Here is a 23,856-nt window from a genome sequence, read left to right on the forward strand (position 1 = left end):
AGGTCACACTGGTGTAATCATGCAACAGTGAAGTGCGGCGGTTGGCGTGCGCATGGCGAAGCTGAGGCAACATGACGGACCTTATCGTCGCAGCTGACCCCGCTTTTACCCGCTCCAGCCGAGACCGGACACGGCCTGTCCCATCACCGCAAGGCGGTCGTTTGCCGCGTGTTACCCGATCCGCCATGTTTGGCGTCTTCTTCGTGTCTGCCACAGTTCTGACCATTCTGGGCGCACTGCTGAGCTTCAATCCCGACGAAACGATGGTCGAGACGGCCTATACGATGCTGCAGGCCAATATGGTGTTGATCATCGGTCTGGCGCTGTTTCTCGGCTACCGCGTGCGCAAGACATTATTTGTGCCGGACCGGGGCGACGCTGCGCCGCTCCTGCATCGCCGTTTCGTCATCATCTTCAGTTTCGCCGCGCTGCTGCCCGCGATCATTATCGGGGCGTTTTCGGCCTCGCTGATCACGCAGAATATTTCCGGTCTGTTCGGGTCAGATGTACAAAAGAACATGGAAGGGGCGCGGACAGTCCTGAGCGATTATCGCGATCAGGAAATCTCGCAACTCGCATCTGATGCCAGCCTTGTGCGCCAGACACTTGCGGAACGGAATTTTCAGCTGGGCGACCGGATTTCGGTCACGGCGGAATTGAAGCTCATTGCCCGGATTCGCGATCTGGATGCGTTGATCCTGCTGCGCGACGATGGTCAGGTGCTGGCGCAAGCCGTGGGACCGCGCGCGCCCACCTTCGAAGTGCCGCGTCCGAGCCTGCTGCGCGGGATTACATCGACATCGCCGCAATTTCTGCAAAATGACGAGACTAACTATCTGATCTCGCTAGTGCGACTGAATGCGGGCAGCGACACGCTGCTCTATGCGGGGCGGCGACTGCAATCATCGTCCGAAGTTCTGTCCAATATTCGTGGCATCGATGAAGCCTCCGCGCAGATCGACGCGTTCACGGCCAATCTGTCCCGGATGAACCGGATTTTTGCCCTGACCTTTATCGAAACCGCCATGCTGCTCTTGATTGCGGCCATCTGGCTGGGGCTGGTTCTTGCCAACCGCATTATCGAGCCGCTCTCCGTGCTGATCGCCGCTGCAGAACGCGTGCGCGGAGGCGACATGACGGCGCGCGTCAACGTGTCAGGCGAATGGGGCGAGATTTCCGATCTGGGTGGCGCGTTCAACCGCATGACCCAGCAGCTCAACAATCAGCGCGATGAGTTGATCCGGGAGCATGATGTGTCCGAACAGCGTCGTCAGTTCTCCGAAGCCGTGCTGTCCGGCGTGCGCGCTGGCGTTCTCGGTCTGACGGAAAGTGGACGCATTACGCTGATCAATGCATCGGCGGAACGCCTCCTCGGTCTGTCTGCCGAAGCGGCGCTCGACCGACCGATCACGGAGCTGCTGCCCGAATTCGCCCCGGCTTTTGCCAGGGCACGCGAAAGTGTGACCAATACGGCGGAAGATCAAATCGCCTATGACTCCAATGCCGGCTCGATCAATCTGGATCTGCGCGTGGCAAGCTACCGCGGGGCGCGAAGCGATACGGGCTGGGTTGTGACGTTTGACGATATGACCCGTCTTGTCGCTGCTCAACGCCAGTCCGCCTGGCGCGAAGTCGCCCGGCGCATCGCGCATGAAATCAAAAACCCGCTGACGCCGATCCAGCTATCGGCTGAGCGGCTGTCGCGCAAATATGGTCGTGTGCTGACCGAAGACCGCGACGTGTTCGACAGTTGTACGCAGACCATCATTCGCCAAGTCGGCTCGCTCGAGCGCATGGTCGATGCCTTTTCCGCCTTCGCACAGATGCCACAGCCGGAGTTCGAATCCGTCGATCTGACCAACATTCTGGCCGACGTTCTGTTCGAACAGGGTGTGGCGTTTCCAGATATCAGCTTCAAGCGCAACAAGGCCTGGCCGGCGGAATTGCCAACGCGCGGCGATGAGCGCCTGCTGACGCAGGCCCTGACAAATATCTACAAGAATGCGTCCGAAGCCGTTCTGCGCGAGGCCGACCATCGCGACGAGAGCTACAAGCCTCACATCGATACGGCGATCCATATTGAGGGCGATACCGTCGAGATCATCGTTCGGGACAATGGGCCGGGTTGGCCTATGGCCGATATTGACCGCCTGCTCGAACCTTATGTGACGACCCGTGAAGGCGGAACCGGGCTGGGTCTGCCGATCGTCAAGCGCATTGTCGAAGACCATGCCGGAACGATCGCCTTATCGAACCGCAGCGATGGAAAACGCGGCGCGCAGGTCGTCGTGACCCTGGCGCTCGAAACCGCCGAGATTTTGCAGGAGACCGCAGCCGAATGACCATGACCGCCAGACCGATTTGCCAACAGGATATTCTGATCGTCGAAGACGAGGCTGATATTCGGTCTCTGATTGCAGGTATCTTGCAGGATGAGGGGCATGAAACGCGCGAGGCCAGCACCTCGGATGAGGCGCTCGCTGCCGTGCGCGCCCGCGCGCCGACACTCGTTATCCTCGATGTCTGGCTCAAGGGCAGCTCGATGGACGGGATCGAATTGCTCGACATGCTCAAGCAAAGCTCGCCGCACCTGCCAGTCATCATCATCAGCGGTCACGGCACGGTGGAGACAGCTGTTTCGGCTATCCGCAAGGGGGCCTACGATTACATCGTCAAACCGTTCAAGGCCGACAAGCTGATCGTCACAGTCACGCGCGCGCTCGAAGCCGCACGGCTCCGGCAGGAAAATCGCGAACTCAAGGGCAAGGCCCCGTCCGATGACACGCTGATCGGGGACAGTCCGCATATCGCGCAGTTGCGGCAGAAGATCATGCGAATCGCCTCGACCAATTCCCGTGTGCTGATTTCAGGCGCGTCGGGAACGGGAAAGGAGCTGATTGCCCGGCTGATTCACCGGCAGAGCAACCGCGCCGCAGGACCCTTCAAGGCCGTCAATGCCGCCTCCATGGTCCCTGAACGGGTCGAAGAAGAGCTTTTCGGCGTCGAAGGCGTTGACGGGGTAGAGAAATCCGGCCTGCTGGAGCGCGCCCATAAGGGCACGCTCTATCTGGACGAAGTGGCTGACATGCCCTTGGAAACGCAGGGAAAACTACTTCGCCTTCTGGTCGAGCAGCGGTTTCAGCGGATCGGCGGTCGCGACGATGTGCAGGTCGATGTTCGGGTCATCACATCCAGTTCCCGCGATCTTTCGGAGCTGGTCAATCTGGGCCGGTTCCGTGAGGATCTGTTTCACCGTCTCAATGTCATGCCGCTCGAAGCGCCGTCTTTGTGCGAGCGCCGCGACGATATTCCGTTGCTGGTCGATCATTTCATCGGGCAGCTGGCCTCTTCGACCGGGCTGCCGAGGCGTCAGATCGGACCGGACGCGATGGCAGCGCTGCAGGCCCATGACTGGCCCGGCAATGTCCGGCAGTTGCGTAACAATGTCGAACGGCTGCTGATCCTGGCGACAGGCGATCCGACGCAACCGATCACCTTGTCGACCCTGCCACCGGAAGTGTCCGTCGTGCGCGGGGGGCAGGGGCCGGACGATAGCGAACGCATGATCGCCCTGACCCTGCGCGACGCCCGCGAACATTTCGAACGGCAATATCTGCAGGCGCAAATTGACCGTTTTGGCGGCAATATTTCACGCACAGCCACATTTGTCGGGATGGAGCGATCGGCCTTGCATCGCAAACTCAAGTCGCTAGGCTTGAACACGAGCAGCGGTACTTCTGCCGCACAGGCGGACGCCGACAGCTAGGCGGCGTTAATGACCGTCGCACAGACGAGGCCCGTTCATGCGTGTGATCATCTGCGGTGCTGGCCGTGTCGGCTATGGTCTGGCGACACGTCTGGCGGTTGAAAACAATACGGTGACAATTGTCGACACGTCTGCGGATCTGATCCGTCAGATCACGACGGACCTGGATGTGCGCGGCGTCGTCGGTCACGGCTCTCATCCGGATATTCTGGTGCGCGCCGGTATCGAAAATGCCGACATGATCATCGCCGTGACCCAATATGACGAAGTCAATATGGTGGCCTGTCAGATCGCCCACTCCCTGTTCGATGTCCCGACTAAAGTCGCGCGCGTACGCGCCCAGGCCTATCTCGAAGCGCAGTATAACGACCTCTATTCGCGCGAAAACATGCCGATCGATATCATCATCTCGCCTGAGATCGAGATCGGCAAGGCTATCCTGCGCCGCCTTTCGACGCCCGGCGCGTTCAATGTCGTCCCGTTTGCAGACGGCCTGGTCCAGTTTCTGGGCGTCCGCATTGGCGAGGACTGCCCCATCATTGATACGCCCATCCGCCAGATCCCGGACCTGTTCACGGGCTTGCACGCCGCGATCGTCGGTATTCGTCGCGACGGGCAGCTCTTTGCGCCCAACCCGGACGATCCCCTTGAAGTCGGTGATGACGCCTATTTCGTAACCCGGGCCGAGCATGCGACGCGCCTGCTCGAAGTCGTCGGTACCCGCGAGGCCAAAGCGCGGCATGTGGTCATTATTGGGGGCGGCAGTATCGGAACCTATGTCGCGCGGGCGCTGGAAGATCAGTCGGGGGTCCGTGTTCGCGTCATCGAAGCCAATAAGGAACGGGCCGAGATCGCCGCGACGGAATTGCCGCGTACCGTCATTCTGCACGGCGACGCCATGAATGCCGATGTTCAGGAAGAGGCCGGGTCCGGCAAAGCCGATATGCTGATCTGTCTGACGGATGACGACAAGACTAATATTCTGTCATCCATTCTCGGCAAAAAACTCGGCGCTCGCCACACGATCGCCCTTCTGAACGAACGTCCGATGCAGGAATTGCAGCGTGATCTGGATATCGACATGATCATCGATCCGCGCGCATCTACCGTATCATCCATCCTTCGGCATGTCCGCCGTGGCCGCATTCTCGACGTCTACATGCTCAATCAGGGCGAAGCCGAAGTCCTGGAAGGCGAGGTCATGGAAACCTCGATCTTTGCGGGTAAGACATTGCGCGAAGCCGGCATCGACGACGGCGTGGCCATCGGCGCGATCGTCCGTGACGGCAAGGTGATGATGCCGGAACCGACCTTGATGCTGAAAGAGGGCGATCGGGTCGTCCTGCTGGCGGAACGCGCCGCCCTGCGCGACATCGAAGCGCTGTTCCGCGTCGGTGTCGAGCTGTACTGAGCTGTGACCGCGCGGACCGTCTCCGACCGTCGGCAGGCCGTCTAACCTATGGGTATGCTGCGCATTCTGCTGTGGCTGGGTTACGCGCTACTGGTCAGCGCGACCTTCATGGCGATCGCTGCCTGCGTCGGCCTGCTTATGCTGGAACTACGCGAAGCCGGTTTGATGCTCTCCCTCGCCATCCTGTCGGGGCTGGTCGGGGCCCTCATGCTGACCGCCAGCTTCCGCACGACCAGTCGCGAAAGCGCATCTGGCGCAATCCTGTTTTTGATGCTGTTCTGGAGTGTCGTGCCGCTTGTCTGCGCGATGCCCTTTTATGTTTTGGGGGGCACGCCGTCGATCGGTACGGCTCTGTTCGAGGGCGTGTCCACAATGACGACGACAGGGGCGAGCACGCTCGATCCGGACAGTCTGTCAGATACGTTGCTGTTCTGGCGCGCCTTTCTGCAATTTTTCGGCGGGGTCAGCGCGGCGACCTTTGCCGTTGTCATTCTCGCGGCGCTGAACCTGACAGGGACAGGCATCCATCGATCCGGCCTGTTCACTTTCCGCACCGGCGAACTTTTTCCGAAAATGATCCGGATCGGGCGTCTGGTCGGGGCGATCTATCTGTTTCTGGCTCTGGTCGCCTTCGTGCTGATGGTTATGGCCGGAACCGAAGCCTTCACAGCGCTCTGCCTGGCCCTGTCCGGCATCAGCACGGGCGGGTTGCAACCTTTTGTCGGGCCGATATCCAATGTGCTGAACCCGTTTGCCGCCATCATTCTGGCGCTGCTCTGCCTGTTCGGGGCTTTCAACGTCTCGATCCTGTGGGATTTTATGCGGATCCGCCGGTTCCGTCAGTTCCTGAAGCTGATCGTTCACGTCGAACATCGGGGCTTGCTTGGCATTGCGGCCGGGCTGGTTATCCTGACGGTCATATTCGCCGAACTGAGCTCACTCGGGGCCGGTCTTCTGGACGCCATCTTTTTCGCTAGTTCTGCGGGCTACCGCTATGACGTGATCAGTATCGACATGGTGCCGGCCCCGGTCCTGATTGCTGTGGCGCTGATCGGCGGCTCCGCCCTTTCGACGGCGGGCGGCATCAAGGTGATCCGGTTATTGCTGCTGTTTCGTCATCTTGGAACCGACATGGCGCGCCTGTCACATCCATCCCGCGTCAAGCCGATCGAGTTTCGCAGTAGCGCCATCGGCGACGATGAATTTCTGTCGATCTGGATGTATTTCTTCGGCTATTCGCTCTGTTTCGCCGTCGGGGCGCTGGCGCTGGCGGCGAGCGGCCTGAATCTGCAGGACTCGCTCGCGACGTCGGCAGCCAGCCTCTCCAATATGGGGCCGCTACTGGATATGACGCTTCCCGCATCGGGACTGCGCTATCAGGATTTCAATGGCTTGCAGATGATCGTGTCTGGCGGATTGATGCTGATCGGGCGGGTGGAAGTTCTGGTCGCCCTGTCGCTGCTTATTCCAGCAAACTGGCAGCAATAGAGGCGATGGACGACGGGATGTGTTCCTTGTCAATTCTTCTCAGCCCATGACGCTTTATGGGTTTGCCTTTATGAGGGGCAGAGTTATGCAGCGCGCAGTTGTGGAATGCCGAACCCGTCTGAGGTGAGGCCAATAAGAAACGGGCTCATTGAATGTTCGGGCCGACTGGATCGCAGGAGTAGGCGAATGGCAGACCGAAAGCAGAATCTTCAGGATACGTTCCTGAATGCGGTACGCAAATCCAAGATGCCCTTGACGATTTTCCTGGTAAACGGCGTCAAGTTACAAGGCGTCGTCACCTGGTTCGATAGTTTCTGTGTGCTGCTGCGCCGCGACGGCAGCTCTCAGCTCGTCTATAAGCATGCCATCAGCACCATCATGCCGTCCGGGCCCGTGCCATTGCACGATCCCAATGCGGATGATGAAGACGATCTGGACTAACCTCAAAGCGAGACCCGCTATTCGTGCTTGATTACGACGTTAAGATTCAGCGTGCCCTGGTTGCCCATCCGCGCTTTTCCGACGCCCGTTCTGGGGATGCGGATTATGATCTGGAAGAAGCGGTCGGTCTGGCCGAAGCGCTTGGCGTTGCCGCGGTCGAGGCCCGGATCGTGCCGATCCGTGAGGTCAAGGTCAGCAATTTCTTCGGCTCCGGTCAGATCGAAGATATGGCTGCCGCCATCCAGGCCCTCGCGCTCGACATGGTCATCGTCAATGGTGAGCTGACACCGATTCAGCAGCGCAATCTGGAAAAGGCGCTGCACGTCAAGGTCATCGACCGGACGGGATTGATCCTGGAAATTTTCGGCCTGCGCGCGGCGACCAAGGAAGGTCGACTGCAGGTCGAATTGGCGCGTTTGAACTATGAGCGCTCACGTCTGGTCCGGACCTGGACCCATCTGGAACGCCAGCGCGGTGGGCAAGGCTTTCTGGCCGGTCCCGGTGAAACCCAGATCGAAAGCGACCGGCGGCAGCTCAACGACAAAATCGAACGTATCAAAACGCAGCTCGAAGACGTTCGCCGCACACGGGATTTGCAACGCGCGAAGCGCAAACGCTCGCAGGAGCGGATCGTGGCGCTGGTCGGCTATACGAATGCAGGCAAGTCGACCCTGTTCAATCGCCTGACGACGGGCGGGGTCCTGGCCAAAGACATGCTGTTCGCCACGCTGGACACGACCCACCGCGTTCTGCCTCTGCCGAGCGGGCAAAGTGCGATCATTTCCGATACGGTGGGTTTTATCTCCGACCTGCCGACGCAGTTGATCACCTCCTTCCGCGCGACGCTGGAAGAAACGCTGGAAGCCGACGTGTTGCTGCATGTGCGCGACATTTCCGACCCGTTGAGCGCACGCCGCCGCGAGGAAGTGATGGATGTGCTCAACCAGATCGGGGCCGGGCCGGATCATGGTCAGCCGATCATCGAAGTCTGGAACAAGGCCGACTTGCTGCCCGCCGATGAACGCGAAACCGTCGAGAGCCTGGCCGAGCGGGCCCGGACGGAAGCCTCGCTGCTGGACGCCTTCGTCGTATCCTGCCTGTCAGGTGCGGGGGTCGATGACCTGCTCGACGGCGTTGAGGAAGCGCTGACACGCGGGGATGAAGTGATGGACGTCACGGTGACGCCGCAAGCCTTCTCCGCCCATGCCTGGCTGCATCAGAATGGACATGTTCTGGAAGAAGCACCCGGCGAAGGTGGCAAGATCAAGATGACGGTCCGCTTAAGCGAAAGCGATGCAGGCAAGTTCCGGTCCAAGCACCAAACCCTGATCGATTAGTCTTCCCCGGCCTTCACGGCCTTCACGGCCTGCCAGTGCGCTTCCATCACGTCTAGGCTCAGCCCCGCAAGGCTGCCGCCTGCGCGGTCCTCCACGCCTTCGAAGCGACGGGTGAATTTTGCGTTGGCGTCGCGAAGCGCGCTTTCAGCGTCCAGACCCATCTTGCGCACCAGATTGACGACGGCGAAGAGCAGGTCTCCGGCCTCTTCATGCTGTGCGGACGGTGCGGCGTCCTGCAATTCCGCAGCCTCCTCCACGATCTTCTCGAACGCGCCGTCCGTGTCCGGCCAGTCAAAGCCAACCTTGGCGGCGCGTTTCTGTAGCTTTTGGGCGCGCATCAGGGCTGGCAGGGCGAAGGCAACCCCGTCCAGCGTGCGGTTCTGCGGTTTTCCAGCGCGTTCCACTGCCTTTATCCCGTCCCAGTCGGGCTTGTCGGCCCCGCCGAACACATGCGGATGGCGGCGTACCATCTTGTCGACCAAGGCATCGGCGACGTCATCCAGATCGAAGGCGTCGATCTCGGACGCCAGCCGGGCGTGAAACAGGACTTGGAATAGCAGATCACCGAGTTCGTCCTTGAGCTCAGCCATATCCCGACGGTCGATCGCGTCCTTGACCTCATAGGCCTCCTCGATCGTGTAGGGTGCGATGGTCGCGAATGTCTGCTCCCGATCCCAGGGGCAATCCGTCCGCAGCCGGTCCATCAGCGCCTTGAGGCGCGCATAGCGCTCAGTGGGCAGGCCGGATGTGTCGGTCATGGTTTTGGCTGGCGCAGGGCGCGAATTACCATGACGGCAATGACCAGCGCCGACGCGCCGTAGCTGCCCCAGATGAAGACGGCGAACGGTCCCATATTCGGCATCAGAACGCCTCCATGCGCGCGCTGGCCGTCTGTTTCGGCGCGCGGGCGGCGCGCATGCGTGCGATTTCGCCCAGCATGGCTCGCAGTGTCAGCCAGCCCAGCAGCAGCGTATAGCCCAGCCCCATCAGGAGCAGAGGCGTCAGCAGTTCGGGGGCGAGACCGGGCGCACCGGGAGAGCTGACCGTCGCGGACTGATGTAGACTATTCCACCATTCGACGGAGAATTTGATGATCGGGATATTGATCCAGCCGACCATGGCCGTGATGGCGGCAAGCCGGGCCGCGCGCTTGCGGTCCTCGACTACCTGCCAGATCGCCATATAGCCGATATAGATGAAAAGCAGAACCAGAACGCTCGTCATGCGTCCGTCCCACTGCCAGTATGTGCCCCAGTCCGGCTTGCCCCAGAGCGCACCTGTGATCAGCGCGAGTGCGGTAAAGGCCGCCCCGGGCAGAGCCAGCGACCGCGCCGCCAGATCGGCGAGCGGATGACGCCAGACGAAGCTGACGAGGCTGGCAATCGCAATCGCGGTGTAAGCCCCCATGGCGGACCAGGCGGCGGGGACATGGACATACATGATGCGCACGGTCTGCCCATGTTCGACTTCTGCAGGCGATGTGATCAACGCCTGCCACAGACCGAGCGCGAGCGTGATGAGCGCACCCCAGCCGAAAATCGGAACGAGCCATCGCGACAGGCTGACGAAACGTTGCGGATTGGCGAAACGGGCAATCATTCAGCTCGGGCCTCGATTGGCGGCCAGAGCGGCCACGGTTGCCGGCAGTCCTAGCGCGACCGCGATAAAGCTTAAACCCGCCAGAATGCGAAATTGCATCGCGCCCAACCCCCGCTCCGGGAAGACATTCGCAGCCTCGATACCGAAGATCAGGACCGGGATCAGCAAGGGCGATGTCAGGATGACGGCGAGGACGCCGCCACCTCTCTGACCTGCCAGCAAGGCCGCTGTCACCGAAGCGTAGGCCGCGATGGCAGGTGCACCGATCAGCAGCGACAGCACGGCGCCCTGCGTGGCTGGACCGTCCATTTGCAGCATCAGCGCGAGCAGCGGTGTCGCGGCGATGAGCGGCGCAAGACCGGTCAGCAGAAAGGCCAGTCCCTTGCCGAGCGCGACCGATGTCGCCGACAGACCCGCCAGATGAAATTGCGCCAAGGCACCGGATTGCTGATCGGGCTGGTAGAGGCGGTCCAGCGCCAGCAAGGCGGAGAGGGTCGCCGCCAGCCACAGCAGGCCCGGACCCAGCTCTGGCCGGGATCCACCGAGCGCCAGACCGCTGAGCAGAACGAACAGGGCCATGAAGGCTAGTGACAGGCCTGTCCCGGCCGCACCACGCAAGGCCAGCTTCAGTTCCCGGCGCAGGATCAAACCGATCACGCCGCGGCCTCCAGCACCAGCTTGCGGGCTTCTACGCCCGGTATGGCGATGGGTTGATGCGATGCGATAATGGCGATGCCGCCGCGGTCCAGATGGGTGGCCAGATTTTGCGTGACGCGGTTGCGGCCATCCGCATCCAGCCCGGCGAGCGGTTCATCCATCAGCCAGGCCGCCCGGTTGGACAGCTGCAGGCGGGCCAAGGACAGGCGACGTCGCTGTCCGGCAGACAAACCTGCCACGGGTAAGGTCGCACGTCCGTCCAGTCCGACGGATGCAAGGCGGTCTTCCAGACTGAGCGGGTCGCCCTTTACGCGTTGCCAGAATGTGAGCTCTTCGCCCAAGGTCAGACCGCTGCGTTCCGGTCCGCGGAAGGCGGAAAAGCTCAAAGCCTCGGCGGGACGAAGGCGCTGATCCTGATCATGATCGCGATCTCGCAAGATCCAGTCGGCGCGCCCTGCATCAAGTGGGATCAGCTCTGCCAGCGCCAGCAAAAGCGATGTTTTTCCGATCCCGTTGGCTCCAGTCAGCCAGACGGCCTGACCCGGCCCGACGGCGAAGGACAGATCGCTGAGCAAGGCGTCTTCGCCGCGCGACAACGCCATGTCTGTAACTTCCAGATGGATGTCGAACGGACGATTCACCGGCGACTTATGGCCCGCGCGCCCGGCAGAGTCACGACGTTGAAGCGTGGTGAAAATGTGGCTATCTGCTGCCTATGACACGGACTGCACGCCTCAAACCGCCGCATCGCAATCGTCGCCTCGGACTGATTGCGCTGGTCGGTGTCGGTCTGGCGATCGGTCTGGCGCTGATATTCTCTGCGCTGAACGAGAACACGCAGTTCTTTTACAATCCGGCTGACGTGCTGGCGGATGGGTTCGTCCCGCAATCCGAGACATTTCGGATTGGCGGGCTGGTGGTCGAAGGATCCGTTATGCAGGATGGGATCACGACCCAGTTCGACGTGGCCGATTTCGAACGCGATACACGGACCCCTATCCGGGTCACCCATAGCGGGCAGTTACCCAATCTGTTCCGGGAAGGTCAGGGCGTCGTCATATCGGGTCGCATGATCAGCGAGACCGAATTTCTGGCTGACGAAGTGCTGGCCAAACATGACGAAAACTACCAGCCTAAAATCGACTATCAGGACGAAATAGACAGCTGATAACGGGGCTGGAAAGAGAAGTGGCGAGCGACTTGGCAGATGTGGGGCAGCCGCACCGCTCGCCGTGCCTGAGTTATCAGACATTGTCCTTATGACAGATTCACGCTCACTTGGGCAGTGATTAACTGTGAGAACGCTGCGTTAAGTCGCAGTGTGGTTTCGGTTTCCTTACCGAGGTGCTGTCAATTAATCGTTCTGGGTCAGGTGGATACGCCCTGATTTCATCACAAAGTCGACGTCTTCCAGCTCGCTGATATCCTGCAAAGGATTGCCGTCCACGGCGATAATGTCGGCCTCGGCACCCTTTTTGATCACACCGATCTGACCTTCCAGCCCGAACAATTTGGCGTTGACTGTGGTCGCGCTTTGAATGGCCTGTATCGGGGTGAGGCCCCATTCGACCATATAGGCGAACTGCTGGCCGTTTCGGCCATGCGGGTAGACGCCGGCATCCGTTCCGAACGCCATCGTCGCGCCGGCCTCCACGGCCGCCTGGAAGCGCTCGCGTTGCTTGCGCCCGACTTGGCGTTCCTTCTCCAGACTTTCCGGCAGGATGCCGGCGGCTTCGCCCTCGGACAGGATGAAGTCCGAAACGAAGATATCCATCGACAGGGCCGTGCCGCGCTGGACGGCCATCTGAATAGCATCGTCTGTGATCAAAGAGGCGTGTTCGACGGAATCGACCCCGGCGGCGATGGCAGTCCGGATGCCGTTTTCGCCATGGGCATGCACTGTGACCTTCATGCCGAGCTGATGCGCTTCATCGACGATGGCTTCCATTTCCTCCGCCGTGAACTGCTGTGCGCCGATGGTCGTGCCCTTGGACAGAACGCCCCCCGTGCCGCAGAACTTGATCACCTCGGCGCCATATTTCTTGTTCTGACGGACTTTCTTCCGCACGCCCCAGGGCCCGTCGGCGACACCGTCGCTGGTCTGCTCATATTCGAACGGTAGCAGGTTGGAATCACAATGCCCGCCGGTGATCCCGATCGATGGACCCGCCGGAATAATCCGGGGCCCCGGGACAAGCCCGTCGGCAATGACGTCGCGAAGGTCGATGTCGGCATAGCCTGGCGCGCCGACATTGCGGACCGTCGTAAATCCGGCGTCCAGAGTGACTTTGGCATTGGCGACACCGATAATGGCTGCGCGCGGAGTCGATTCCGCCAGACTGTTATAGCCGTAATTCGCGGCCTGCCCGATCAGATGGACATGCGCGTCTGTGAGGCCCGGCAGAACCGTCATCTCGGACAGATCGACGAACCGGTCGGGGCTGTCCATCCGCTCAAACTCAGCCCGTCCGACAACCTTGTCGACCCGACCCTCGGCGATGACGATGTAACGGTCGCGAACCATCTGTCCGGCTTCCGTGTCGATCAGGCTGCCTGCATGGATCACGGTAATGTCGTCCGAGCCCTCCGGACCTGCCAGGGCTGTGCCCGCCAGGCTGGTTGTGAGGCTGGCTGTCAGGAGCAGAGAAAGTGCAGGTTTCATGAGGGTCTCCAGTGGTCGTGCGCTTAGCAAGCAGCTAAGCGAGGAGACGATGTCACCGCAAGTACATTCCAACCCCGTCAAAGCTGATGGGCGACCTGTCGATCTGACGATTATCGGGGCTGGCCTGTCCGGGCTGATCACGGCGTGGCGGAGTTCAGCGTCAACCCGGGGCTGAGCATCGCAATCTATGAACAGGCTGACCGGATTGCCGGCGATCACACCTGGTCCTTCAACGACACCGATATTGCGCCCGCCCTGCGCGACTGGTTCGCGCCGTTCATCGCGCAGTCCTGGCCGCGTTACGATGTGCGCTTCCCCGAACGCAAACGCACGCTGGAGATCGGCTATTGCACGGGCAATTCCGAGACCTTGCGCGCCTGCGTGCAGCCTTTGATGGATGCGGGCCGGTTGCAGGTCCATCTGGGCCAGACCGCACCCGATGACGTAGCCGGGCCTTTTATCGATGCGTCCGGCTACGAGCCCCGGGACGACGAATTTCCGGGTTGGCAGAAATTCGTTGGGCGCGTGATTCGCACCGAATTGCCTCACGGGGTCTCCCATCCGGTGATCATGGACGCGACGGTCGAACAGATTGACGGCTACCGCTTCATCTATCTGCTCCCTTTTTCCGATCGCGACATACTCGTCGAGGACACGTATTTCTCGGACACGCCGGCGCTCTCGGAAAACGAAATCGGCGACCGGATCGCGACTTATATTGCGCAGAAAGGCTGGCAGAATCATGAGGTGCTGCGCAGCGAAAAGGGCGTTCTGCCGATGATGATGGCCACGGACCGGGATGAGCACAGCCCCTCTATCGGCCTCAAAGGCGGTTTTGCCGTCGCTGCCACGGGATTTACCGTGCCGCACGCCGTTGAGGTCGCTGACATTATCGCACAGGCGATCCGCAGGGATGGGCCGGAGGCCGCACCAGAGGCCATACGCGCCCACCGGACCCACCATATTCACCGGGAGCGTTATGCGCGCTTGCTCAACCGCATGTTTTTCCGGGCTGCGGAACCCTCGCAGCGCTATGTCGTGTTGCAGCGTTTTTATGGGCTAGGCGAGGGATTGATCCGGCGGTTCTACCGCAACGGGCTGACGGGGCGCGACAAAGCGCGCATTCTGATCGGAAAGCCGCCCGTGCCCGTAAGCAAAGCGCTTGCTAATTTCAGTGAAACAGATTTCATCCGGCGCGAACGTGCCAAAGGGACCCAGTCATGACCATTACCGTCGATCCGGATGCAATCATTGCGGCCAAGTCCGGCGACAAGCCGACCGCCATCGTCATTGGGGCAGGCTTTGGCGGGATCGCCCTGGCCATCCGTCTGCAATCCATGGGTTTTCAGGTCACGCTGATCGATAATCGCGACAAGCCGGGCGGTCGCGCCTATGTCTATGAAGAGAAGGGCTTCAAATTCGACGGCGGTCCGACCGTTATTACAGACCCGGACTGCCTGCGCGAACTGTTCGAAGTCTCCGGGCGCGATATGGCCGATTATGTCACGCTATTGCCGGTCGATCCGTTCTACCGCCTGCAGTGGGAAGATGGCGACACGCTGGATTACTGGGCGGATCAGGAAAAGCTGGAATCGGAAATCGCCGCCCGCGAACCGGGTGATGTCCAGGGCTACCGCAAGTTTCTAGCCTATAGTCAGGAACTCTACCGCGAAGGCTATGAGAAGCTCGGCACGACGGCTTTTCTGAAATTCTCGCAAATGCTGAAAGCCGCGCCTCAGCTCATGCGACTGCGAGCGGATAAGAGCGTCTATTCGATGGTCAGTAAGTTTGTGAAGAACGACCGGGTCCGGCAATTGCTGAGTTTTCAGTCGCTGCTGGTAGGCGGCAATCCGTTCAAGACCAGTTCGATCTATGCACTGATCCACGCGCTGGAGCGCAAGGGCGGCGTCTGGTTCGCCAAGGGTGGAACCGGCGCTCTGGTTGACGGCTTGGTCAAGCTGTTCGAGGATCTGGGCGGGGAGGTGCGCCTGTCGACCGAGATTACGGATATTCACACGGATGGCGACCGTGTCACTGGCGTCGAAGCCGCGGACGGCTGGTCGATGAGCGCCGATCTGGTCGCCTCCAACGCTGATGTCGTGCATACCTACAAACAGCTTCTGAGGGGGCATGCGCGCGGGACGAGCTACGGTCGGTCGCTGTCCAAGAAGAGCCACTCCATGTCGCTATTCGTACTCTATTTCGGACTGAAAACGCAGCATCCCGACATGAAGCATCACATCATCCTTCTCGGACAGCGCTACCGGGAGCTGATTGCAGAGATATTCGGCAAGGGCCGGAAGCTGCCGGATGATTTCTCGCTCTATCTGCATGCACCGAGCGTGACGGACCCGACCCTCGCGCCGGAAGGATGCTCGACCTATTATGTTCTCTCGCCCGTGCCGCATCTGGGGCATGTCGATGAGAACTGGGACCAGATCGGCCCGGCCTATGCCAACAAGATCCTCGACTATCTGGAAGCGCATGCGATTCCGGATCTGCGCCGCGATCTGGTCGTGCAGAAAACGCTGACCCCCATGGGCTTTCGCGACGAAATGAATACCCATCTCGGCAGTGCTTTTTCGATCGAACCGGTGCTGACCCAGTCCGCCTGGTTCCGTCCGCATAACCGCGACGATGTGCTGGAGAATATGTATATTGTCGGGGCCGGGACCCATCCGGGCGCGGGCGTTCCGGGTGTCGTCGGCGCCGCCAAAGCCACGGCGGGAGTCGTGGCGGACGATTTCAGGGCGATATTGCGGGGTTGAAGCTCACGCCGTCGTGACGACTGATCACGACAGAGTGTCGCACCTCGCACCGATTTCCTGATAGGGCGCGCTCAGTTCAACTGGGAGGCCATAATGCCGAAACTTCGCTTGCCGCTCTTTCTGACGCGGCTGTCCATTTTCTATTTCCTTCTGCCCTGGCAGGTGATGCGCTTTACGCGACCTGAATCCGCGGAAGGCATTGCCAAGAAATATTATCACGTCTCCGCCCTGCCGGAGAGTGTGGGCCTGGTGATCGGCGTGTTCTGGATATTGCTGCTTCTGGCCTTCCTGGTCGGATTCAAGAAACGCATCAGCTACGGGCTGGTTTTTCTGCTCCATGCCGGCGCGATCATCGTCGCCTTGCCGGCCTACATCTGGGGACTGGGCAACTTCAATCAGCTCTTCCTCGCCGCCATTCCCGCCGCCGCAGCGATGGGCTTGCTCTATGTCTTGCGGGACGAAGACACGCTGCTGTCGCTCAAGTGATTTTTTCGCAGGCGGAGCAATCCGCCGGCCATCACTGCCGCGTAAAGATAATCAGATAGCATCTCAGGTCCCTTGATGCTGTCCCTTGTCCATCAACATCCCCTTGTGACTGGACAGACCTTTAGCGCCCCGGCGGTCCCCGCCGTGGGCGCTTTTTCTTGGCCAGATCGAACCCGCCTCGAATAAATAGCCACCAGCTGCGATCGACGAGCAGCACGACAAACAACAGAATGACCGCCCACCAGACGGGTTTGCCGGTCCACCCGATCCAGATCAGTCCCGCCAGCGCGAGCGGATAGAGCAGCATGGCGACTGCCAGTCGCCACACGGCGATGATCTTCTCCTTCACGCCTCCAGCAGACGCGGCAGGATCAGATCGACAAACTTCCAACTATCCGGGTTGAGCCAGTCGCCCTCATGGGTCCGTTCCAGCACGGTGCAGGCCCCTGTCGGGTAATCGTCATAGCGTCCCGTAAACTGCGCATGCATGTCGCCCCAGCCGGGATTGTGACCCAGCCACATCAGCCGCTCCACATCGGGTTCACCCTCTCGCCGGGCGACCGCGAACACGTCGGACGGCGATGCATGGTAGAATTCGCTGTAATAATCGATCCGCTGCGCGCCCGGAATGGCCCGGATCAGATGCAGGGCGGTTTCGCGGGTCCGCTTGGAATTGCTGGCCCAGATGACTTGCGGCGCATAGCCGCGCGCATGCAGCGCCTGTCCGACGGCGGGCGCGGCCCGCCGTCCGCGCGCATTGAGCGGGCGTTCATGATCGGTCTGGTTCGGATCGTTCCAGCTCGACTTGGCGTGTCGCATCAAAAGCAGATGGGTCAGCATCCACCCTGATTGCCGCTATTCCATCGTATAGACAATGCCGAAGCGGGTAATCGTGTCGGTATTCTCCGTCCCGAACGGTACATCCGTGTGATGATCGATCCGGAAGGACGCCCGGGCCGCAAGATTGCCGACCAGATTGGCGGTTATTCCGGCCTCGCTCCACAGATAGGTGTCCGAATCCGACCACAGCACACCCGCATCACTATAAGCAGAAACCTGTTCGTTGATCTGCCAGTCCAGATCCGATTCGACATTCACCGCCAGTTCTTCATTGGTGACGTCCAGACTGTTGGTCTGGGACCGGTAGCCAAGCCCGGCTGTCACGCTCCATCCCAGCGGCTCGCCCTCATAGAGCGTGTAACCCAGACCGCCGCCGAGAAAATAGCCATCGGTAAAGGCGCCAAAATCGTCGTAGAAATAATCGGCGGAGGCATAGCCGAACAGACGATCATTAATGTCGCGCTCGATCTGGTAGCCGAGCGTGAAGCGCTCGCGGTTGCGGACACCGTTCGATGTCCCGTAATCCGCACTTCCGGCAAATTTGTGCCGCCAGACATCGCCAGTCTTGTTGAGCTTCAAGCCCAGGCCGATATCGGTCGTGTCAGTATTGCCGGTCGTCTTGTTGGCGGTCAGCGAAGCTTCGCCGCTCCACCCATCATCGTCCTGAGCCATGGCGGCGGCGGGGGTGAACAGCAAAAGAGCTGGCAGAATATATCGAAAAGGCATGATGAGCGCTCCCCAGAGAATAAGGCGGATATGTGGATGCGCCTTTGAGAATGCCGGGTTAATGTCGGCTGAACAGCGCTGCGCTTTACGCCTGCCTGCCACACGCCTATGGGGCGTCAAAATCAATGATGATGAGTTGTTAGACCCATGTTCGACCTCAAGGCCATTCGTGAAAACCCGCAAGATTTCGATGCAGGCTGGGCCCGCCGCGGGCTGGATCCGCAAACGCCGACCATCCTCGAAAAGGATATGCTGATCCGCAAGGCCAAGACGATGGTCCAGGAAGCCGAAGCGGCCCGCAACAAGGCATCCAAGCAGATCGGCGCGGCGATGGCGCAGGGAAACAGGGACGAGGCAGAACGCCTCAAGACCGAAGTGGCGGGCGCGAAAAACGTCATTGCCGCGCTGGGCGCGCAGCTGGAGTCCGAGCAGGACGTGCTCAACGCCATACTCGCCAGCCTGCCGAACATTCCGGTTGACGATGTCCCGGACGGCGAAGACGAAGCAGACAATGTCGAAATCGCCACATGGGGCGACCCGAAGACCTTTGACTTCGATCCCAAGGCCCATGACGACCTCGGCGAAGCGCTGGGCATGATGGATTTCGAAACGGCAGCCAAGATGAGCGGCAGCCGCTTCGTTATCCTTCGCGGCGCGTTGTCGCGGATGGACCGCGCGCTGACGGCCATGATGCTCGACATGCAGACGGGCGAAGGGTTCGAGGAGACCTCGCCGCCACTGCTCGTCTGGCCGAAAGCACTTTATGGTACAGGACAGCTCCCGAAATTCGCGGAAGACTCCTATGCGACGGACGAGCATTTCCTCATTCCCACCGCCGAAGTCTCTCTGACCAACACCGTCCGCGAAAGTATCCTCGACGAAGACACACTCCCCAAACGCCTGACCGCCCACACGCCCTGCTTCCGTAGCGAAGCGGGCTCTGCCGGACGCGACACGAAGGGCATGATCCGCCAGCATCAATTCAACAAGGTGGAGCTGGTCACCATCTGTACGCCGGAGCAAAGCGAGGACGAGCATAAGACCATGCTCTGCTGCGCCGAAAAAGTGCTGCAAAAGCTGAACCTGCCCTACCGCGTGGTCGAGCTTTGCACGGGCGATCTGGGATTCGGGGCGCGCAAAACCTATGATATTGAAGTCTGGTTGCCGAGCCAGAACACTTATCGCGAGATCAGTTCCATCTCCAATTGCGGTGACTTCCAGGCGCGGCGCATGAACGCCCGCTATCGCGCTGGCGAAAAGGACAACCGCTTCGTCCACACACTGAACGGCAGCGGCCTGGCCGTGGGCCGGACCCTGGTCGCCGTGCTGGAAAACTACCAGAATGCGGATGGCAGCATCACTGTCCCGGATGCGCTCGTTCCTTACATGGGCGGGGTCGAGCGGATTGGGTGAGGGCTGGGGACGGTCAGTTGTCGCCGATTTTTTTTGCTCGTCTCCCCCTCCGCCTTCCGCTTCGTTTCAGGCACCTCCCCCTGCCCGGGGGAGGAAAGGGTTTCACAGGCCCGCCCCTCTTTTCCTCCCCCGGACAGGGGGAGGGGGACCGCCGAAGGTGGTGGAGGGGGAGACGAGATAAGGATACTCGCGCTAGCGCGACCTGAATCAATCCCCGTTTATTACCTTGAAGCTTTTCGTTGCTTCAGTCCCTTGCCGACAATCCCACAAACCTAATCCCCGGACCCCCATTTCCATGCTCTTTTACCCTCGTCCGTCACGGACACGAGGGGGGGCATAACCCTCGGTGTGGCGGGCCGGTGTGAGGGCTTCGGCCCGTGTTGCGGACGGACATGTCCGCGACCGGTGAAAGCCGGAAAGGTCCGTCAGGTGATGGCGGAGCGACCGGGCCGAGAGCGGATGTGTCGGCGGTTTATGCTGCCGCTGACACCCTTCGTCGTCTCTGCCGCCCCTGAGGCTGGTCCTTCGCGGACCGCGCGTGAGCCAAGCATCCGCCGCTGCCATGATCCGGCATCGGGGGTTAGGCCGCGGAACCCGCAGGCGATGGGTCGCAGGGGCGGCAGGCGAAACGAACCGAACACCGCGCGCGGGCTCTGTCTTGCGACGAAACGGTACACTTAAATCTTCCCCGGTCACGGGGCAGAGCCCGCGCCTCGTGTCGCTTCTGACATGAAGGGATCACGTCAAGCGTGATGCTGATGACCCGCTCTCAGCCGCAGGGTGGCGGCTGCCTGCAGACGACCCGTCAAAGCCGGCGTCCCAAGAAACCAATGCCGGGGAGAGAAAAGCGGATCAGGCGGCAGCGGCCAGAAGGGATGGGTGCTCGGCAACGAAGGCTTCCAGCTTGGCGAAAAAGGCCCGCAGCTCCGCGTCACCATTGCTGCCATTGATCGTCACCAGCCGCACGAAGGTCGTGTCGCGGAACGAGCCATAGCCGACCAGAAGCTGCGAGTGCTCATACAAGGCGGTGCAGAGGGTCTGCGCCGGAATGCCCTTATAGTTGAAACAGACCGCGACGGTCTCGTCGACGCTATAGTCGGTATAATCCGGGTGATTGCGGACATAGTCGCGCGCCAGATCGGCCAAGTGGAATTGCTGGTCGACGAAGGCAGCAAGGCCCTTCGTGCCAATGCTTTTCCAGAGCACCCAGAATTTGAGCGCATCGTTTCGACGCCCGCACTGCAACGATGTCTTGCCCGGATTGAACGCGTCGTGATCGGTCTGATAGAGATAGGACGCATCATTGGAAAATGTGGTGTTCAGATTGGCCTTGTCCCTGACCATGATCAGCGAACAGCTGAGCGGCGTGCCCAGCATTTTGTGGGCGTTGAGCGTGAAGGAATCGACCAGATCGGCCCCGGCGACCAGATGGCGGTGGCGCTCACTGAACAGGGCCGAACCGCCATAGGCGCCGTCCACATGCAGCCAGATATCGAATTCTCGCGCGACCGCCGCGGCTGCCGTCAGATCGTCATAAGCGCCCAAGACGGTGGTTCCAGCGGTGCAGTTGATCAGGACAGGATTGAGGCCTTTGGCCTTGTCATCGACGATCGCCTGCCGCAGCGCGGCCATATTCATGCGGCCCCTGTCGTCCGTCGCGATATGGCGGACATTGTCCCGGCCAATGCCGGAAAAGGCGGCATTTTTCGGTGTGCTGTAATGCGATTCCGTCGAAGTATAGACGGTCATGCGACCATTCATGCCGGAATGGCGGACCTTGGCGTCGAACGCATCGCGACCCATCAGCATGCCCATCAGATTGGTCATCGATCCGCCCGGGCCCAGCGTTCCGCCCGATGCTTCGCCCCAGCCCATCAGTTTGCAGACTTCGCTGATGATCGTCTTCTCGACCGCGATCTGCGGGCCTGCCGCTTTATAGGTCGCCATGCTGTTGTTCAGCACGACGGCCAGCAGATCGCCGAGGATGGCCTGTTCCTGCCGACCGCCGAAAAGCTGATTGAAGAAGGCTGGTGTGGCAGTTCGCGGCGTTGCGAGGACGAGGTCTCTCAGCGATTTTTCGAGATGCTCCGCGTCGACGCCGTCCATTCCCAGCGACAGGTCCAGGCGGTCATCCAGAGCCGAGACAGGCAGATGATCCGCGACAGGTTTGATCGCCTCGTCGGCGAGAAGATCGCGAACGATACGATTGAAGATGTCGAGGCTCTGTTTCACAGACATATGTCCTTGCGGCGAGGTCCGACGGAAAGCCGTCGGGAACTACGCGATACGGGTTGGGGTGTGCGTCGGCTAGAGCGGCTTGCAGGCGGCTTCCAGCCATTCCGCGACCGGGCCCTCGAGCCGCGGGCCGATCTCTTCCAGCACGCGGGCATGATAGGCATCGACATAATGGCGCTCAGAGCGGGTCAACATGTCCGTGTCGATCAGGGCCCGGTGGAACGGGGCGAGCGTGACGGTGTGAAAGCCCAGCATCGGGCGGTCGCCGCCAGCAATCGGTGCGGGTTCCGTCACATATTGCAGATTCTCGATGCGGATGCCGTAGGCCCCTTCCTTGTAATAGCCCGGCTCATTGGAGACGATCATGCCGGGTTCCAGAGCCACCGTATTGGGTGTTTTCGAGATGCGCTGCGGGCCTTCATGCACGCCGAGGAAAACGCCGACCCCGTGGCCTGTCCCGTGATCGTAATCATAGCCTGCCTGCCACAATGGATAGCGGGCGAGCGCGTCGAGATTGGACCCGGTCGTCCCCTTGGGAAAGCGCACTGTCGCCATGCAGATATGGCCTTGCAGGACGAGCGTATAATGCTCGCGCATCGCCTGTGTCGGGGCGCCGATCGGCACTGTCCGCGTCACATCGGTCGTGCCATCGACATATTGCGCACCGCTATCGACCAGATAGAGCGTGCCGGGCGACAGGGGCAGGGTCGTGGCCTTGTTGACCCGGTAGTGCGGGAAAGCGCCGTTGGCGGCGGAACCGGAAATCGTCTCGAAGGACAGATCTTTCAATTCACCCGTTTCGTGGCGCAGCGTTTCCAATTTCACGGCGGCGTCGATTTCGTCATATTCGCCCGACTGCGCATCTGTGTCGAGCCAGTGGAGGAAACGGATCAGCGGCACGGCGTCACGACGGTGGGCGGCTTCGGTGCCGCGCAGTTCCGCGTCGGACTTGCGCGCCTTGGGCAGCGCGACCGGGTCCTGCTGCGGCAACACAGTCGCGCCGGCATCGCGCAGACTTTGCGAGTGCCATGCCGAGCTGGTGGCCGGATCGACGATCACCGCCTTGCCGGTCAGAGTTTTCATGTCGGCGGGCAATGCCTCTTCGGACAGAACGCTGACATCATTGCCCAGATGGGTGCGGATCTCGGATGTGATCTTGTCCGGGTCGGTATAGAGGCTGACGCGGCCCTGATCATCGATCAGCGCATTGGCGAGCAGAAGCGGCGTACAGCGAACGTCCGAGCCGCGCAGATTAAGCAGCCAGGCCACGGAAGCCGGCGCCGTGATGATGGCGGCATCGGCGCGACTCTCCTGCAGCGATTTTGCGATTTCGGCGCGCTTCTGGGCATGGCTTTTCCCGGCCAGAGCGTCGGGCTGGATGCTGACGGCGCCCTTGGGGGCATCGGGGCGATCGGTCCAGGCACCGTCGATCGGATTGCTCTCGACGGCGACAAGCTTCGCGCCAGCCGCCTTGACGGCTTTCTCGATGGCGGCGATCGCCTTGGGCGAATGCAGCCTGGGGTCGTAGCCCAGTATCTCATCGGCGCGGAGATTGTCGCGCAGCCATTTGGCAACGCCGTCTTCCAGCCGGGCGAAATCGAACAGCTCCGCATCGACCTGTGCGCGGACCTGCAGCGTATAGCGGCCATCGGTGAACATGACCGCCCGGTCGGTCATGACGCACGCGGCTCCGGCAGATCCCGTAAACCCGCTCGCCCACATCAGGCGCTCATTATGATCGGGCAGATATTCGTTATTATATTCGTCTTCATGCGGGATCAGCAGCCCGTCCAGTCCGCGCTGTGCTAGTTCAGCGCGTAAAAGCGGGATGTGATCGCGGCCCATTTGCGGGCCACCGACCACGTCGAAAGTCTGAATTATCTGCGTATCGATCTGTCCCATGGGCTCCGTCTAGGCCTTTTGAGAGGTGGGGGGAAGGCGTCGGCGCGATATTGTCTGACGGGGGCTGATCACGGAGGCGTGAGGTTCCAACCGTTTTTGCATAGCTCCATCGCCGCAGTAGCGGT

General features: G+C 60.8%; 23 protein-coding genes. 12 read left to right on the forward strand and 11 right to left on the reverse strand.

Going from position 1 to position 23,856, the window contains the following annotated elements; genetic code table 11:
* Positions 1–71 precede the first annotated feature (71 nt).
* The 6 genes from AB6B39_RS07975 to hflX all read left to right on the forward strand — a co-directional run bounded on the left by AB6B39_RS07975 (position 72) and on the right by hflX (position 8,443).
* Entirely contained in the window at positions 72–2,342 is a 2,271-nt protein-coding gene (locus AB6B39_RS07975; RefSeq protein ID WP_284369125.1) for a sensor histidine kinase, read from the forward strand.
* Entirely contained in the window at positions 2,339–3,766 is a 1,428-nt protein-coding gene (locus AB6B39_RS07980) for a sigma-54-dependent transcriptional regulator (RefSeq protein WP_371398492.1), read from the forward strand. Before AB6B39_RS07975 ends, AB6B39_RS07980 begins: the two co-directional genes overlap by 4 nt.
* A 37-nt stretch (positions 3,767–3,803) precedes the next feature.
* Positions 3,804–5,177 carry a Trk system potassium transporter TrkA gene (gene trkA, locus AB6B39_RS07985; protein ID WP_284369123.1) on the forward strand — a complete coding sequence of 458 codons (1,374 nt, stop codon included), beginning with the start codon at positions 3,804–3,806 and terminating at the stop codon, positions 5,175–5,177.
* Positions 5,178–5,231: 54 nt separating this feature from the next.
* On the forward strand, positions 5,232–6,665 hold the full coding sequence (locus tag AB6B39_RS07990; protein WP_371398493.1) for a TrkH family potassium uptake protein: 1,434 nt from the start codon (positions 5,232–5,234) through the stop codon (positions 6,663–6,665).
* Between the two features lie 186 nt (positions 6,666–6,851).
* Positions 6,852–7,106, forward strand: coding sequence for an RNA chaperone Hfq (hfq, locus tag AB6B39_RS07995; protein WP_284369121.1), 255 nt, complete (start codon positions 6,852–6,854; stop codon positions 7,104–7,106).
* A gap of 23 nt (positions 7,107–7,129) precedes the next feature.
* Positions 7,130–8,443, forward strand: a complete 1,314-nt coding sequence (gene hflX / locus AB6B39_RS08000; RefSeq protein ID WP_284369120.1) for a GTPase HflX — start codon at positions 7,130–7,132, stop codon at positions 8,441–8,443.
* Here hflX and mazG read toward each other — a convergent pair.
* The 5 genes from mazG to ccmA are packed head-to-tail and all read right to left on the reverse strand — an operon-like array spanning position 8,440 to position 11,340.
* Positions 8,440–9,201: a nucleoside triphosphate pyrophosphohydrolase gene (mazG, locus tag AB6B39_RS08005; RefSeq protein WP_284369119.1), complete on the reverse strand. Its 762-nt coding sequence runs from the start codon at positions 9,199–9,201 to the stop codon at positions 8,440–8,442. The genes hflX and mazG overlap by 4 nt on opposite strands.
* Entirely contained in the window at positions 9,198–9,305 is a 108-nt protein-coding gene (gene ccmD, locus AB6B39_RS08010; RefSeq protein ID WP_284369118.1) for a heme exporter protein CcmD, read from the reverse strand. The genes mazG and ccmD overlap by 4 nt, the downstream gene beginning before the upstream one ends.
* Positions 9,305–10,042: a heme ABC transporter permease CcmC gene (gene ccmC, locus AB6B39_RS08015; protein WP_284369117.1), complete on the reverse strand. Its 738-nt coding sequence runs from the start codon at positions 10,040–10,042 to the stop codon at positions 9,305–9,307. The genes ccmD and ccmC overlap by 1 nt, the downstream gene beginning before the upstream one ends.
* The gene (locus AB6B39_RS08020; protein WP_284369116.1) at positions 10,043–10,699 is read right to left on the reverse strand and encodes a heme exporter protein CcmB; all 657 of its coding nucleotides are present in this window, start codon (positions 10,697–10,699) and stop codon (positions 10,043–10,045) included.
* Positions 10,696–11,340: a heme ABC exporter ATP-binding protein CcmA gene (ccmA, locus tag AB6B39_RS08025; protein ID WP_284369115.1), complete on the reverse strand. Its 645-nt coding sequence runs from the start codon at positions 11,338–11,340 to the stop codon at positions 10,696–10,698. The genes AB6B39_RS08020 and ccmA overlap by 4 nt, the downstream gene beginning before the upstream one ends.
* Before the next feature lie 74 nt (positions 11,341–11,414).
* Between ccmA and AB6B39_RS08030 the strand changes: the two genes are divergently transcribed.
* Positions 11,415–11,867 carry a cytochrome c maturation protein CcmE gene (locus tag AB6B39_RS08030; RefSeq protein WP_284369114.1) on the forward strand — a complete coding sequence of 151 codons (453 nt, stop codon included), beginning with the start codon at positions 11,415–11,417 and terminating at the stop codon, positions 11,865–11,867.
* Between the two features lie 186 nt (positions 11,868–12,053).
* Here AB6B39_RS08030 and AB6B39_RS08035 read toward each other — a convergent pair whose 3' ends face one another.
* Positions 12,054–13,361 (reverse strand): metal-dependent hydrolase family protein, encoded by a 1,308-nt coding sequence (locus AB6B39_RS08035; RefSeq protein WP_284369113.1) that lies wholly within the window; start codon positions 13,359–13,361, stop codon positions 12,054–12,056.
* Positions 13,362–13,410: 49 nt separating this feature from the next.
* On the opposite strand from AB6B39_RS08035, the gene AB6B39_RS08040 reads away from it, so the two are divergent.
* The 4 genes from AB6B39_RS08040 to AB6B39_RS08055 all read left to right on the forward strand — a co-directional run bounded on the left by AB6B39_RS08040 (position 13,411) and on the right by AB6B39_RS08055 (position 16,615).
* Positions 13,411–13,536 carry a hypothetical protein gene (locus tag AB6B39_RS08040; protein ID WP_371398494.1) on the forward strand — a complete coding sequence of 42 codons (126 nt, stop codon included), beginning with the start codon at positions 13,411–13,413 and terminating at the stop codon, positions 13,534–13,536.
* Complete coding sequence (gene crtY, locus AB6B39_RS08045) at positions 13,506–14,585, forward strand: lycopene beta-cyclase CrtY (RefSeq protein WP_371398495.1); 1,080 nt, start codon at positions 13,506–13,508, stop codon at positions 14,583–14,585. The genes AB6B39_RS08040 and crtY overlap by 31 nt, the downstream gene beginning before the upstream one ends.
* The gene (locus tag AB6B39_RS08050) at positions 14,582–16,129 is read left to right on the forward strand and encodes a phytoene desaturase (RefSeq protein WP_284369111.1); all 1,548 of its coding nucleotides are present in this window, start codon (positions 14,582–14,584) and stop codon (positions 16,127–16,129) included. Before crtY ends, AB6B39_RS08050 begins: the two co-directional genes overlap by 4 nt.
* Before the next feature lie 93 nt (positions 16,130–16,222).
* Entirely contained in the window at positions 16,223–16,615 is a 393-nt protein-coding gene (locus AB6B39_RS08055) for a hypothetical protein (protein ID WP_284369110.1), read from the forward strand.
* 121 nt (positions 16,616–16,736) lie between these two features.
* On the opposite strand, the gene AB6B39_RS08060 is transcribed toward AB6B39_RS08055, so the two are convergent.
* From AB6B39_RS08060 to AB6B39_RS08070, 3 genes are read right to left on the reverse strand one after another with little or no spacing between them, the layout of a single operon-like run.
* Entirely contained in the window at positions 16,737–16,964 is a 228-nt protein-coding gene (locus tag AB6B39_RS08060; protein ID WP_284369109.1) for a hypothetical protein, read from the reverse strand.
* The gene (locus tag AB6B39_RS08065; protein ID WP_371398496.1) at positions 16,961–17,455 is read right to left on the reverse strand and encodes a SixA phosphatase family protein; all 495 of its coding nucleotides are present in this window, start codon (positions 17,453–17,455) and stop codon (positions 16,961–16,963) included. The genes AB6B39_RS08060 and AB6B39_RS08065 overlap by 4 nt, the downstream gene beginning before the upstream one ends.
* A 15-nt stretch (positions 17,456–17,470) precedes the next feature.
* Positions 17,471–18,181: a YdiY family protein gene (locus AB6B39_RS08070; RefSeq protein ID WP_284369107.1), complete on the reverse strand. Its 711-nt coding sequence runs from the start codon at positions 18,179–18,181 to the stop codon at positions 17,471–17,473.
* A gap of 147 nt (positions 18,182–18,328) precedes the next feature.
* Here AB6B39_RS08070 and serS point away from each other — a divergent pair, with 147 nt between their 5' ends.
* Positions 18,329–19,594: a serine--tRNA ligase gene (gene serS, locus AB6B39_RS08075; protein ID WP_284369106.1), complete on the forward strand. Its 1,266-nt coding sequence runs from the start codon at positions 18,329–18,331 to the stop codon at positions 19,592–19,594.
* 852 nt (positions 19,595–20,446) lie between these two features.
* Here the strand turns inward: serS and AB6B39_RS08080 are convergent.
* Complete coding sequence (locus AB6B39_RS08080; protein WP_348520125.1) at positions 20,447–21,832, reverse strand: pyridoxal phosphate-dependent decarboxylase family protein; 1,386 nt, start codon at positions 21,830–21,832, stop codon at positions 20,447–20,449.
* Positions 21,833–21,901: 69 nt separating this feature from the next.
* Complete coding sequence (locus AB6B39_RS08085) at positions 21,902–23,731, reverse strand: aminopeptidase P family protein (RefSeq protein ID WP_284369104.1); 1,830 nt, start codon at positions 23,729–23,731, stop codon at positions 21,902–21,904.
* Between the last annotated feature and the right edge of the window lie 125 nt (positions 23,732–23,856).

The sequence above is a fragment of the Algimonas porphyrae genome (assembly GCF_041429795.1).
GTDB lineage: Bacteria > Pseudomonadota > Alphaproteobacteria > Caulobacterales > Maricaulaceae > Litorimonas > Litorimonas porphyrae.